Origin of the sequence: Flavobacterium rivuli WB 3.3-2 = DSM 21788, assembly GCF_000378485.1 — a bacterium.
Taxonomy (GTDB): domain Bacteria; phylum Bacteroidota; class Bacteroidia; order Flavobacteriales; family Flavobacteriaceae; genus Flavobacterium; species Flavobacterium rivuli.
The window spans coordinates 158,425-173,729 of sequence record NZ_KB899967.1 but is presented as its reverse complement, the minus strand read 5'-3'; the positions used below and the strand labels follow the sequence as shown (position 1 = coordinate 173,729).

Below are 15,305 nucleotides of genomic sequence, written 5' to 3'. Positions count from 1 at the left end.
GTAAAATATGCAGCAAAAAAAAGCACCGGGATAAAACCGGTGCTATAATAAGGAAAGACAGTTATTTTTTCTTTTTATACTTGTTAACCACTTCCTGTACCTGAGGCGTGTGAAATACTACAGGGAAGAAATCTTCCAGCAGTGTGTGGTTTTTAAAGTTTAGCCTAAGGCCGTTGCTAAGGTGAAACATCCCCTTATCGGTCTCGTTTAGTGTAAAGTGAAATCCTGCAAGGCGGTACTCTATTTCATACTCTTCGGGAAAAAATTCTGTGGCCTCTAACAATGTCGTTATTGCCATGTTGTTTTCTCCAAGAAACTGCAGTGTATCTACCCAGAATAACCAGGTATCTAAATTGTTATCGCCAAACTCTACTGCTTTACGGTAGCCTTCTTCTGCCTCTTCATGAAAATGCAGGGCGTTGTTTATCGTGGCATAACGTTTCCAGTACAGCTTGTTCTCGTTGTCTATACCAATCGCTTTATTTACGTAGTAAAGTGCCTTCTGGTAGTTTTTACGACGAATGTAAAAGTCGGTAATAGCTATCCATGCCTTGTCCAGTAACGGATCTTCATGAACCGTTTTAAGGTAAAACTTAAGCGCTTTTTCTAAGTTGCCAAGCCTTTCATGGCATTTACCCACACGCAACAATGCAAACGAGGTAGGGTCATCAAGCTCCATAGTGGTTGTGTAGCATTCTATAGCCTCCTCATAGCGTTTAAGCTTCTCCAGGGTTTTTGCTTTTTCAAGAAAAGCCCCTAAAAAGGTTTCATCTATAAGTGTGGCATAATCAAAGGCCCGCAATGAACCTTCATAATCTTTAAGTGTGTAATGCTGGCGCCCCAGTTGGTGCCATGCAATTTCGCTATACGGATTCTTGTCTATAAAGCTGTTTAAAAACTCAATAGCTTCCTGGTTCTGGTCCAAAAAGTCAAAACAGTACACTACATTATAAAGAGATGAGTGGTCTTCGGTATCTTCCTCAAGGCATTTTATAAAACTTTCTTTGGCAAGCTCAAGGTTATCCATAAAAAGGTATTCCATCCCTATAAGCGAGTATACATCGGCATAATCATCGGTGTACTCAAGGGCTATATTAAGCAGCTCTACCGCTTTTTCGTGCTGGTCGCGCTTACTGTAAACGTTAGCTTTTTGTATATAAATTTCTTCGTTGGTGGGCTCTATGGCATAGAGCTCGTTTAATAATTTTTCAGCAATTTCAAGCTTGTCATCAAAAATTAAAATTTCTACCTGAACTAATTTTAAGCCTGTGGACCTGGGATGCTGTTCCAGGCCGAGTTTTAAGGCCTTCTTAGCTAAATTAATTTTACCGCTGTCGAGGTAATGAAGGATGATGTCTTCAAACTCTTCAGAATCAAAGAATAGTACTTTGTTGGTTTTCAACATCGATTCAAACTTTGATAAGGATAAACTGTGATCTTCTTCTTCGTGGCTCAGATTCATACTCCTTGTGTTTAAAAAAATCCTTCTTAAATTTACGAAATGTTTAGTTAAAAAAGAATTTATTGCAATATCTTTTAAACAATTTAATTAACAGCGTACTGTATAAATAATTGTTTTAAAAACTTGATTTTCAATTAATTAAATATTGTCTATTGCGCCCTGACTTTATATTTAACTTTAGTCTAACGTTGAGGTGCAACATATTATGCAATTTCCTGCATAATTTGGTTCATAACTTCAATAATAATGCCACATCCTTCTTTAATTTCCGATTCTGAAATGGTTAGGGGAGGTGTTATCCTTATTGCTCTGCCTTCAAACAAAAGCCAGAATAATATTAACCCTTTTTCATGGCATCTTAAAATAACTTTATCAGTAATATCAGGCCTTTCAGTCATTGCGGCAAGCATAAGCCCTTCGCCGCGCACTTCGGTTATTAAGGGGTGAACTAATAATGATCTAAACAGCTTTTCTTTTTCCAGTGCCTGCGCCATTATGTCAGTCTCTGTAATTTCCTGTAACGTTGCAAGGCACGCAGCTGCAATAACAGGATGCCCTCCAAAGGTAGTTATGTGTCCCAGCTTAGGGTCGTGGCTCAGTAAGTCCATCATAGCAGGCGATGCCGTAAAGGCACCTACAGGCATGCCGCCTCCCATACCTTTGCCCATTACAACAACATCGGGCACTACGTCATAATTCTGGAAACCAAATAGTTTACCGCATCGCCCAAAGCCCGGTTGTATCTCGTCGAGTATCATTACTGCACCCACTTCGGTACAGCGTTCGCGAACTTTTTTAAGAAAATCGTTATGCGGCTGTATAAACCCTGCACCCCCTTGTATGGTTTCTAATATTATACCAGCGGTTTTAGTGGTTATCTTTTGCAGATCTTCTTCATTATTAAATGTAATAAAATCTACATCGGGCACTAATGGGCGAAACACCTGCTTGCGCTCTTCGTGGCCCATAACACTCATAGAGCCCATAGTATTGCCGTGATAAGCGTGATGGCAGGATATTAACTGGCTACGGCCGGTTACCCTGCGGGCAAGCTTTAGTGCGCCTTCGGTAGCTTCGGTACCGCTATTGGTAAGGTAGGTTTTGCTAAGTTGTTCCGGCAGGTGCTCTGCCAAAAGGCGGCAAAATTCTGTAGCCGGGTGCTGGGCATATTCGCCATACACCATAACATGGCTGTATTTATTAAGCTGGTCTATAATAGCCTGGTTTACGCGCGGGTGCTTGTGCCCAAGGCTGGCTGCAGATACCCCTGCTACAAAATCGAGGTAGGCTTTACCGGTGGTATCATATATATAGGAGCCATCGGCGTGCGAAACTTCCATGCCTAAAGGGTAGGGCGAGGTTTGAGCCTGGTATTTGTAAAAATCGTTAATCATGATAGTATTTTATTCAGGACGTAATAAGTACAGATGCTTGTTTCAGTAAACGCGAACTGTAAATTTCACTACAAAGGTCACAAAGTTTTTCGCCGGGTACACAAGGTGTAGCGAATAGTTTTGAACAGAATGCATAATAGCGTATGCTGAAAGGGCACGAAGCTGAATATTAGAGTATTCGAATTAAAAAGTTCTTTAACTTTAATATGTTTCGTTCATAAACCTAATATTAGCGGTTTAACTTTAATAAATGATAGGCGATACCTGAAAACTGCGACTGACCACTAACTACTGACCACTATTTTGCGGAGCAACGGGCTTAGGTTTAGGGTTGTTCTTGTCATAATCCAGGGTTTCTTTCTTGATTTCCATTGGGGTATCTTCTACCTTTTTATCGGCAGTACTTTTCTTTACAATGGCGGCATCAAGGTCTTTTTCCTCCTGCGGAAAAATATCTTCCTTACTCCGTATCCGTTCGTCGCCACGCCATAGAAAGCCCCGCAGCTTACGTGCATTTTCGGGTAATTCGGTTTCAGGATAGCTGGAACTTTCCGGTTTTATCATAGATGTAACCGTATTAATCTGGTTGTCTTCAAGCTCTATATGTATTTTGCTGCTCACACCTTTATCTATACCAATAAGTTCGTTATCGCTGTCATACATATAATATACCTTCTCGGTATTCTTTATAAGGTCTATTTCATACAGCTTATTATCCCGAAATTTACCATACAGGTTAACCCCTTTTATCTGGCTAAAGCGTGGCTTGGCAGGGTTTTTATTAGACCAGATGGTATCCTGCTGAATTATAAAAGCATTATTAAGCACTTTAATAGAATCAAGTTGTTGGGTGGTGTTGTTAGATATCAGGTGGATAACATCTCCGGTAACCTGGCTTTCGCCATTCCATACCACGGGGCGTTTTATAAGCTGTGTTAACCCAATCTTTTCATTACTGTGTATAGAGTCGCATTTGCCGCTCATATCGGTCTTATAAAAGCGGGCATCATTGTAGCCGCGAATAATCCTGCTTCCCGGTTTGCCTATTACCACCATGCGTTTTGCGTGGGTGTACAGCGAATCGTTTTCTACAAGCGTAACTGCAAGGGCGTGTTTAGTAACAAAAAGCGAATCTTTTGCCCTGTAAACCTCTGCATAGTGGCCGGTTACAAGAAATTTATTAACGGTATCGGTAACTTTTACATTATTTGTTGCCGACGAAAAATTCCGGTTACGATCATAATACATGCTGTCGCCCTTAATAATCTGGGTGTCATATTTAATGTAGGAGTTAGTTAAGAGGGTGGCAAGGTTTTTCTTGGTGTCATAAAAACCTTTCTCGGTATATATAAAGTCTTTTTTTCCGGTAATGGTGGTTGGCCCAAAAACATACGAGTGGCCGGAGTTTGTGTAGTAATCTAAATGGTTAGATTTCATTACATACTGTGGGTTTGTAAGGGTAACTGCCGTTAAAAAGTTATACTTTTTCTCTTTAATGTAAAAACGTCCCTGTTTACTCTTCAGGGTATTTTCGCCGCTGTAAATGGTACCGTTAGAGTTATAATACGCCTGCTGAATGTTACGGTCAAAATAAACAGTATCTGTCACCAGTCGCATATCTGGCGATCGCATAACAACATTGCCGCTGGCAAAGGCAAACTTTTTATCACCATTGTACTCGGCATAATTACTGTCCATAAAAATGGTGTCCCCCTGGTTTGTTTTTACATTACCAAAAAGTTTTATATAGTTTTCATTTTCAAATTTATATGCTTTGTTGCACCATATTTTTACGCCGTCATGCAATACCTGTACATTGCCCGTAAGTACAACAGCCCCCGGAATTTCGGTTTGGTTACGGTCTATAAAATCAGAATGCTCTATAATTATCTTAGCAGGTTTTTTTTGCTGTGCCAGTGCAGGCATTGCCCACACGGTAAGTAGTATAAGTAAGAAAAAAAGTTTTTTCAAGGGTGCTGATTTTAGGGCAAATTTAAACAAAATAGATTACAATAAACGAGCCGCTTTTTGCTTAATATAAAAACGGCCTGCAATACTGAAAAGTATATGCTGCAAGTATTAAAAAACTCTAAACTGTTTTATTACAATAACTATAATAATAAGGAGCCTGTTGAATTACGCGTTTTAAAAAGGAAAGCATAAAAAAACCACCCTAAGGTGGTTGTATGTTATAAAGTCTCTGTTCGGTTTTTAGATGTAAATATTAAATAAAAACCTATAAGTATAAAAGGTATGCTTAACCATTGGCCGGTTAGTAACACGGGGTCTTTGCCTTCAAAACCACCCTGGCTTTCTTTTACAAATTCTACTGCAAACCTTACTGCCCATAGTAAAACTAAAAACACGCCAAATAAAAGTCCGTGGTATTTACGTGCAGGAGTTTTCCAATACATATAATACACAATTGCAAATACAAATATGTAGCAAAACGCCTCATATAATTGTGCAGGATGCCTGTACGGTATCATAGCAAGGGTATCGGCAAAGCGGGGGTCTTTTTCTATTAATTCGTATGCTTTATTAACGTCGGTCTGGCGTGTAATGCGTAATACATCGCTATTGTTTAATATCTTGTCTTCACCACGAATAAACCTAACGGCTGTTGCAGTGTTTGGCGATGTAACGCGGCCTAAAATTTCGCTGTTAAAAAAGTTACCTAACCTTACAAAGATACCGCCACTGGCTATAGCCAGTGTTATCCTGTCCAGTACCCATAGTATAGGTCTGTGTATTACCTTTTTGCTGTACCATATAGTAGTTAGTATAACGGCAATAGCCGCACCGTGGCTGGCAAGGCCTGCAAAACCTGTAAATTCAAATTCGCCCTTGCTGTTCCAACGGAATGGTAGTAATATTTCAGAAAGATGGTCTTTAAAGTAATCTTCCCAGTCATAAAAAAACACATGCCCCAGCCTTGCGCCTATAAGCGTACCCACTAAGGTGTATATAAAAAGTTTATCAAGTTTTTCAACAGATTCTCCTTCGCGGTCAAATATTTTTTTTGTTATGATCCACCCCAGGCCAAAAGCCACCACAAACATAAGGCTGTACAATCTCAGGGTTATTGGGCCAAGATGAAATGCTCCTTCAAAGTTCCAGGTAAAACTTAAAAAATGTGTCATTTATATGTTTTTAAAATATTTTATAATAATCACTTTAGTGCTTATGGTTGCAGTTTTTTTGCGGTACGGGGTCGTAACCTTTACCACCCCAGGGGTTGCAGCTTAGTATGCGTTTTGCACCAAGCCATCCTCCCTTTATAAGGCCGTGGGTTTGCAGGGCCTCTATAGTATATTGCGAGCAGGTAGGGGTATAGCGGCATGCCGACGGCAATAGAGGAGACAGTGCTGCCTGATAGAACCGTATTAACAGTACAAAAGGCAAGGTTAGTATCTGGGCTGCCTTCACAACACAATTAGTTTACTGTAAAGGTAGTGCCCTCACGTGTATCTTTTAGCTCTATGCCTAAATCGGCCAGTTTAATCCTAATCTGGTCGCTTAGTGCAAAATCTTTATTGGCACGGGCTTCGTTGCGCATAGTGATGAGCATGTTTACCACACCATCCAGTTTTTCGTTACTGCTGTCTTCGCCAGCCTCATTGCGCAATCCAAGAACATCAAATACAAAAGTGTTTAATGTTTTTGCAAGCACTTCAAGGTCGGCGGGCGTAAGCGTTTCTTTGCTATCCTTTAGCAGGTTAGCATACTTAACACCTTCAAAAAGGTGCGCTATTAATATAGGGCTGTTAAAATCGTCGTTCATGGCATCATAGCAATGCTGTTTCCATACAGAAACATCTATGGTAGATGTTGTGCCGGCAACAATATTGCCCAGGCTGTCTATGGCCTCCATAAGGCGGTTATAGCCTTTTTCGGCGGCAACAATAGCATCATTACTAAAATCGAGCACGCTGCGGTAATGCGCCTGCAGCATAAAAAATCGCGCTACCGATGGCGAAAAGGCTTTGCTTAGCACGGTATTGTTCCCAGTAAATATCTCTCTTGGCAATATATTATTACCGGTAGATTTACTCATTTTTTTACCGTTAAGGGTAAGCATGTTAGCATGCATCCAATAGTTAACAGGGGAGTGGCCTGTGGCAGCTTCGTTTTGCGCTATCTCACATTCGTGGTGCGGGAACTTAAGGTCCATACCGCCACCGTGAATATCAAAATGGTTACCCAGGTATTTAGTGCTCATGGCAGTACATTCCAGGTGCCACCCCGGGAAACCGTCGCCCCATGGTGATGGCCAGCGCATAATATGCACGGGCTCTGCTTTTTTCCAAAGGGCAAAATCAGCAGGGTTACGCTTTTCTTCCTGACCGCTAAGCTCGCGGGAATTAGATAGCATATCATCCAGGTTTCGACCGCTTAGCTGTCCGTAATTATGGGTTTTGTTAAACTTAACTACATCAAAATAAACAGACCCGTTAGACTCATAGCCATAACCGTTGTCTATAATTTGCTTAACCGTTTCTATCTGTTCTATAATGTGGCCGGTAGCTGTAGGCTCTATACCCGGTGGCAGGTTATTAAACAGCTCTAGTATCTGGTGAAAATCCACCGAGTACTGCTGTACTATTTCCATAGGCTCCAGCTTTTCCAGCCGCGCCTTTTTTGCAATCTTGTCTTCGCCTTCATCGGCATCATCTTCTATATGCCCCACATCGGTAATGTTACGCACATAGCGCACTTTAAAGCCAAGGTGTTTAAGATACCTGTAAACCAAATCAAAAGATATAAAGGTACGGCAGTTGCCCAGGTGCACATTACTGTATACGGTAGGGCCGCATACATACATGCCCACAGCACCGGGATGCAGGGGTATAAATGTTTCCTTTTCGCCACTTAGCGAGTTATATATCTTTAAAGACTGGTTTTGGTACAGGTGCATATATATAATAGGTGTAAGAATGTATTAAAACTGAGTATCCAGCTTAATGTAGTCTAAAAATTCCCTTCTAACAGTTTCGTTCTTAAACTTACCGCCAAATTCGGATGTAACGGTACTGCTCTCAATATCGCGAATGCCGCGGGAGTTAACGCAAAGGTGTTTTGCATCTATAACGCAGGCAACATCATCCGTACCAAGAACTTTTTTAAGTTCGTCTACAATTTGTATGGTAAGGCGTTCCTGTACCTGCGGGCGTTTAGAAAAATAATCAACAATGCGGTTCATTTTAGATAAGCCTACCACAGTACCGTTAGATATGTAAGCTACATGCGCACGCCCTACAATAGGTAGCAGGTGGTGCTCGCAGGTAGAATATACGGTAATGTTTTTTTCTACAAGCATTTCGCCATACTTATACTTATTATCAAAAGTAGACGAGCTTGGTTTTTTTGCAGGGTTAAGGCCGCCAAAAATTTCTTTTACAAACATTTTTGCTACGCGGTTAGGGGTTCCTTTCAGGCTATCGTCTGTAAGGTCCATGCCAAGGGTAAGTAATATATTTTCAACATCCTTTTTTATAAGGGCAATTTTTTGGTCATCATCAATTGCAAAGGCATCACTCCTTAAAGGTGTTTGTGCACTGGTACCAATATGGCTCTCTCCAATTTCGTCCAGGCTATCATCGTTATGAATCATTATATAGTGTTTTACTGTCAAAAAATCAGGTTGCAAAGATAATTATAAAAGTTGATTTTATGCCGGATGCAGAAGCCTGAATTTGTAAACTCTAAATTAACAATTTATTTATATAACATTATAATGTATTATCGTGATAATATTTCGATAATAAGCAGTGTTGTGTCTGTGAACGGTAATAAATAACCGACCAACTGCTAAAAATATAGTTACGAAAACGTTGTAATGACTGTGTTAACGGTATCATAATGTTAATTTTTAATGAAAATTAAAATTTTTCACAATTATAGTTAGGGAAAAAAGGTATTGGGCTGTTATATTAAAAAATTATGTTTTTTTTGTTGGGTTAATACCAATTTATTGTAAATTTCGCGTTTTAAAATTATCTAAAAAATGATGAAAAAGTATCTATTCTTACTTTTATTAGGATTTCTTAGCTTAACCGCTTTGGCCCAGAGCCCTACGGCTGATAGCCAGACACAGTTTTGTGGAGATACCGATCTTCCGCCATTTCCTAACACAGTAGATGGCCCATCTGCACAAATACCAGATGAGGCTGCGAGTTATGGCTGTTTGGGTACTTATCCTAACCCTGCGTGGTTTTACACACAGGTAGACCAATCAGGTAGTATTACCTTTACAATGACGCAAACCAGTACTTCTGGAGCGGGTATCGATGTGGATTTTATAGCATGGGGACCGTTTGACGGGCCACCTCCTATATATGGTGCAGAGAACCTAAATCCAAGTACAATGGTAGGGTGTAGTTATTCTACAGCATCTGTAGAGCAGTTTACTATACCACAGGCGGTTGCCGGTCAGTACTATGTAGTGTTGCTTACTAACTTTAGTAACCAGCCGGGTACCATTACTTTTGACCAGACAGGGGGTACAGGTACACTAAACTGTTTTGGTTGTGAATTTGACCCAATAGATGATTTTACACTTTGTAACGGCCAGTCAAGATTAGTAACACCTGTTTTAACATCTACAATAGGTACTTACGATCCTGCGCAAACTACATACCAGTGGTCTGTAGGTGGCGATCCGTTAACAGGAGCAGGCGGAACTAACATTCCCGGTGCTACAAACTTATCTTTAAATATTACTTCGCCGGGTACTTATACCATCACGGCTAATAATACCTATTGTGGTGCAGGGGGAGTTTCAGAAACTTTTGTGGTAAGGGGGCAGCAGCCTTTTCCTACCGCTCCGCCACAGCCTATATTGGTATGTAGCCCTACAAACCCGCCATTTGCATATAACCTTCGTCAAAACGATCCTATTATATTAAATGGTGTGTCTTCGGCATTATATACAATGACTTATTTTGAGTCGAGTGCCAATGCAAATGCTAATGTTGATGCTATAGGTAACCCTACAGCTTATATGTCTGCCGGTGACGGTCAGTTAATATATGTAAGGATAGAAGATACAGCTACAGGTTGCCATATTACACGCAGCTTTGCGCTTAACTCAGCAATTTCTCCTATAGCAGGAACAAACATCCCGCTTATGGCGGCATGTGATGACGACCGTAATGGTACTGAAACATTTAATCTTGAAGACCGGTTAGGTTTCATTCTTGATGGTTTAGACCCAGATGCTGTTACTGTATCATATCACACTAACGAGCAAAACGCAATGGCTAATGTGGCTATACAAAATCCTTCTCAATATCAGGCTACCGGAACATCTGCAATAATTGTACGTGTTACGAGCAGAGAAAATACCTCTTGTTATAGTCTTACAAGTTTTACAGTAAGGGTTACAGCAAGGCCATTAATTGTGCCGCCTGCTAACGCTTTTATTTGTAGTACTGCAACCTATACATTACCGTTTATTGCTATTGGGGGTTATTATACAGCTCCGGGTGGTCCTAATGGGGGTGGCCAGTCTATTGCTGTGGGAACAGAACTTAACACAAGTCAGACAATTTACATTTATGCAGAAACGGGTACAGACCCTAACTGCGTAGATGAAAATAGTTATACCTTAACTGTTATACCTGCTCCTGTTGCCGATGTTTTGGCACCTGCTACAGGATGTGAAACATATGCGCTACCTGCACTTTCATCTGCAGAGCAGCATTACTATACTGCTACTGGCGGCCCTGCCGGTACAGGTACTGAGGTTGCTGCAGGTACAGAAATTACAGAAAGCACTACCTTATATATATTTGTACAGGCTGGCGATGCTGCTACAGCTATTTGTACAGATGAATCAGAGTTTGTAATTACAATACTTGATAAGCCGGTTGCGCAGCCTGTAACACCGCTTGAAGCGTGTGATGATTATGACCCTGATAACGGAGTTACACAGGTATTTAACCTTGTACTTTCAGGAGACGAAGCTGTAGGTACCCAAACAGGGCTTATAGTAAGTTACCACACTACAATGGAAGGTGCAGAGAATGGTACCGATGCTATAGGTTTACCAGAATCTTATAGTACAGGTACAGGTATAATTTACCTTAGGATAACGTATGCAAATGCTCAGGCTAACTGCCCTACTATAGTAGAGTTGCCGGTTACGGTATTCCCTAACCCAATTGCCGGAACAATTCAGGATATTGTGGTATGTGATGTAAACAACTCGCCGGATGGTGTAGAGGTGTTTGACCTTACAAGCAGGAGTAGCCAGGCTTCAACCAACCCATCAGATACTGTTAGTTTTTATAAAACTAATGCAGCCGCTCAGGCTGACAGGGATCGTATAACAGCAATTACAAGTTATACAAATACAACTCCTACAGAAACTATTTGGGTAAGGGTAACAAGCAGCGTAGGCTGTATTGGTATAAGCTCTTTCAGGTTAGTTGTAAATCCGTTACCGGTAGTTAACCCAAGCCTAACACCATTTTATGAGTGTGAAAACACACCGGGAAGCAACGAGGCTGATTTTAACTTTACCGAAATTACACCTGTTGTAACGCAAGGTGCAGGAGGTTATGCTGTAACATACTTTACTAGTCAGGCAGATGCCGATAGTGGTACTGCTACACCGCTTGAATCTCCTTACACATCTGTTACTACTACAATATATGCCAGACTTGTAGATACAAGGACGGGATGTCTTAATACAACGCCGGTACAGCTTGAAGTACAAGGGCCGCCGGTTGTTTTACCACAGCCTGCTCTTAATGAGTGTGACCCTAACAATGACGAAGTAACTACATTTAACTTACAGCCTACGCTTGATGCTATTGCTGCTGCCGGTGGTGTAACAGTTACTATACACGAAACGCGTGATGATGCATTTTACTTTGGTGGCAGGAACCCTATCCTGAATACTACTGAGTATACTAACGTATTTGCAGAAACTACAAATGGTATACAAACACTTTACATACGTGTACAATCAAGTACTACAGATTGTTTTAGTGTAACTACATTACAACTTATTGTTCACCCGGTACCTGTTGCTACAGAGCCTACAGCTCCGTATGCAATATGTGATAATGGTGATAACGATACTGACGGAATAGGTGTTTTTGACCTTACAAGCTATGAGCCTGAAGTATTAAACACTATGGATCCTACACAGTTTATTGTAACGTACTTTACAAGCGAGGCAGATGCTGTAGCAAACACAAATGCTATACCTAACCCTGCGGCTTACCCAAGTACAAGTACTGCAGAAGGTGAGTTTATATATATTAAGGTAACTAATAATGTTACCGGTTGTTATGATATAGTTAAATTACAACTTGTTGTTAATGCACTTCCTATAGCTGTATTCCCTACAGCTTACACACAGTGTGATGAAAACAATCCGGGCGATGAGAGAGAAGTATTTGACCTTACCACTAAAATAGCCGAGATTACTGCGGGTATTAATGGTGTAGATGTTACTTTTTACCACAACTTCCAGGATGCACAGTTAGCTAACAATGCTATTCCTGAAGCTGATACTCATGCTTACACAAATACCCGTACGGTAGAAACGCTGTTTGTAAGGGTTACTACGAGGGAAACAGGATGTTTCAGGGTTGTATTGATGGATTTAAGAGTTGAGCCATTGCCTACACTTACACCTCCTACATTAGACGACCTTACATTATGTGATACAGATGGTAACGGAGAAGCTACCATAAACCTGCAAGAGCTTATAGAAGGCCTTGTTAATAATGGTGCTAATATAGATGTTGCGTTTTACGAAACATTCTTAAACGCTACAAACGGTGTGTTGCCAATACAGAATTTAGAATCGTACCTTAATGCGAACCCTGCTAACCATACTGTATATGTTGTAGCAACGAATACCATTACGGGTTGTGTGTCTTTACCGTTACAGCTTGATTTCATTGTGAACCCTGCAAGCATAGTTCCGGATCTTGAGGATCTTGAGGCTTGTGATGACCGCGATGATGATGGCCATGATAACCTTGCTACATTCGACCTTACATTACAGGATGCTGTAATCAGGCCACAGGTAGGTGTTAATGATACAATACAGTATTTTGCAAGTGAAGCTGCTGCACAGGCAGGACAGCCAATGATTGTTAGCCCGGCGACCTATAATGGTCATGGTGGCGATATTATATGGGTACGTGTTGAAAACCCTATTACAGAGTGTTTCAGCATAACAAGCTTTGAAATTAAAGTTAATGCACCGGCGCTTATTACTGCACCTGCTGTTTATGTATTATGTGATGAGGCGTTGCCTAATGATATGATGACAACGTTTGACCTTACCACAAGGGATACAGAGATTTTATCTCCGGATAGCCTTGGCCAGGATAACGTAGTGGAGTACTTTGCATCGCAGGCAGATTTAGATAATAACGTGCCTATTGCTAACCCTACAGCATATATTAATATTGAAAATGGTGTGGCGGTTAACCCTAAAGATATCTTTGTAAGGGTAACTACTACTAAAGGTTGTGTTAGTTACACATTCTTAACAGTAAAAGTATTGCCATTGCCTAACCCTAATCCTACACCAGAACCTCTTGAGGAGTGTGACGACGTGAGTGGTGATGGTATAGCAACGTTTGACCTTACAGAGGCGAATGCAAACATATTGCTTCACTCTTCTCTTACGCAGTTAAAATATTATGTATTAGAGAGCGATGCATTAGCAGGAACTAACCCGATACCAGATTTTACAAACTTTGAAAGCGCAAGTACTACAATATATGTACGTGCAGAGCTTGCAGGCAGCGAACCTGGAGATCCTGTGTGTGCAGTAGTGGTTCCATTAGAACTTATAGTTAATCCATTACCGGCAACGTCTATAGCACCTTACGGTATATGTCAAACTAACTTTACAGGTTATGCACAGTTCGACCTTGGTAACTACCGTAGTACTATACTACCGGCAGGAGCTGTACAAACAGATTATATTGTTCGTTTTTATGCAATAGACCCAAGGGTAACACCTCCGGGAGCTGCTAACCCAACGCTTAACTTCCGTTATACTAATACAGTATACAGATACCAGACAATATGGGTTTATGCACAAAATATTGCAACAGAGTGCGACGTGGTATTGCCGCTTGAACTTTCTGTAGAGCCACAAACAATTGCTAACCCTGTAGATGATACAGTTATAAGGGAATGTGATTATGATGGTATTAATGATGGTATTACAACGGTTGACCTTACAGAAGCTGATGCTGTAATAATAGGTACTCAGGTGCCAATAGATAATACCTACACTTACGTAGTTACGTATTACTTAACCGAAGCAGATGCAAGGGCAGACCAGAATGCGATTACAAATCCATCTGTTTACCCTACAGCAACTACAGTATTGTGGGCTGCAATAAGGAGTACACTTCCTTACGGATGTCCTGCTTACACAGCTGTACCGGTTACTATAGACCTGTTACCGGAGCCTGTATTATCAAGCTTAAACGACAGCCACACAAGTTGTGTTGATTTTGAAACTAACGAAGTGTTACGTTATGTAGAGTTAAGCAGCAACATTACTGCACCGGATAATACCTTCCAGTGGTTTAAAGATGGGGTAGCCATACCGGGTGCTACATCGGCTAACTACAATGCATTCGAAACAGGTATTTATACTGTAGTAGTAACAGGTGGTGCGCCAAACTTCTGTGTGTCTGACGCGATACCGGGATGGGACGTAACAATGTCCGGACCTGCAAGCCTTATAGGCGATGGTTACGTGGTAAGCAATGCTTTCTCTGACAACCAGACAATAACTATACTTGTAGAAGGTTATGGAGATTACCAATACAGTATGTATGTAGATGGCCCTTGGCAAAACTCTAACGTATTTACAAATGTTAGCGTAGGCTACCATAACATATACGTAAGGGATGTTACTAACGGTAACGATGCGTGTGACCCTATTACGATAAGTGATGTAAGTACTATAGATTACCCTAAATACTTTACACCAAACGGTGATGGTTATAACGACTACTGGAACATCATTGGGCTTGCTAACTTCCCATCATCAAGGATCTATATCTTTGATAAATATGGTAAATTGCTTAAACAATTAGCTCCGGGCAGTAACCCTGAAGAAGGACAAGGATGGGATGGTACCTTTAACGGCCACCCACTACCATCAGACGATTACTGGTTTACTGTTACCTTCCCTGATGGAGATACAGTAAGAGAGTTTAAAGCTCACTTTGCAATGAAACGATAATCGTTTATAATAAATAGTAGTAAGGGCAGCCATTTGGCTGCCCTTATTTTTTGGTGTTAATATCACGACCTAAAAATTAGCAGTTGCCATTTGACGATCGAGAAATTTCAAATTGTGAGATTCTTCGGCTTCGCTGTGCTCCGCTCAGAATGACAGGTGCATCCGGATAATCTTTTTCATGGTATTTCTCCTTTTATTTAAGGGCAAC

8 protein-coding genes are annotated in these 15,305 nt (G+C 40.8%); 1 reads left to right on the top strand and 7 read right to left on the bottom strand.

Translation table 11 applies throughout. The features are described from left to right. Positions 1-61 precede the first annotated feature (61 nt). The 7 genes from F565_RS0104185 to folE form a co-directional block, all read right to left on the bottom strand. Entirely contained in the window at positions 62-1,462 is a 1,401-nt protein-coding gene (locus tag F565_RS0104185; protein ID WP_026299876.1) for a tetratricopeptide repeat protein, read from the bottom strand. 203 nt (positions 1,463-1,665) lie between these two features. Further along, positions 1,666-2,856 carry an aspartate aminotransferase family protein gene (locus F565_RS0104180; RefSeq protein WP_020211948.1) on the bottom strand — a complete coding sequence of 397 codons (1,191 nt, stop codon included), beginning with the start codon at positions 2,854-2,856 and terminating at the stop codon, positions 1,666-1,668. Between the two features lie 288 nt (positions 2,857-3,144). Continuing rightward, entirely contained in the window at positions 3,145-4,827 is a 1,683-nt protein-coding gene (locus tag F565_RS0104175) for an OstA-like protein (protein ID WP_020211947.1), read from the bottom strand. Between the two features lie 218 nt (positions 4,828-5,045). After that, positions 5,046-5,999, bottom strand: a complete 954-nt coding sequence (gene lgt / locus F565_RS0104165) for a prolipoprotein diacylglyceryl transferase (protein WP_020211945.1) — start codon at positions 5,997-5,999, stop codon at positions 5,046-5,048. A 34-nt stretch (positions 6,000-6,033) separates the two neighbouring features. After that, a complete protein-coding gene (gene yidD, locus F565_RS0104160) occupies positions 6,034-6,285 on the bottom strand; it encodes a membrane protein insertion efficiency factor YidD (RefSeq protein WP_020211944.1) in 252 nt (83 codons plus the stop codon). Between the two features lie 7 nt (positions 6,286-6,292). Then, a complete protein-coding gene (gene cysS, locus F565_RS0104155; RefSeq protein ID WP_020211943.1) occupies positions 6,293-7,774 on the bottom strand; it encodes a cysteine--tRNA ligase in 1,482 nt (493 codons plus the stop codon). Positions 7,775-7,798: 24 nt separating this feature from the next. Continuing rightward, entirely contained in the window at positions 7,799-8,470 is a 672-nt protein-coding gene (gene folE / locus F565_RS0104150; protein ID WP_020211942.1) for a GTP cyclohydrolase I FolE, read from the bottom strand. Between the two features lie 393 nt (positions 8,471-8,863). Here folE and F565_RS0104145 point away from each other — a divergent pair, with 393 nt between their 5' ends. Further along, positions 8,864-15,097, top strand: coding sequence for a T9SS type B sorting domain-containing protein (locus F565_RS0104145; protein WP_081621309.1), 6,234 nt, complete (start codon positions 8,864-8,866; stop codon positions 15,095-15,097). Positions 15,098-15,305: the final 208 nt, after the last annotated feature.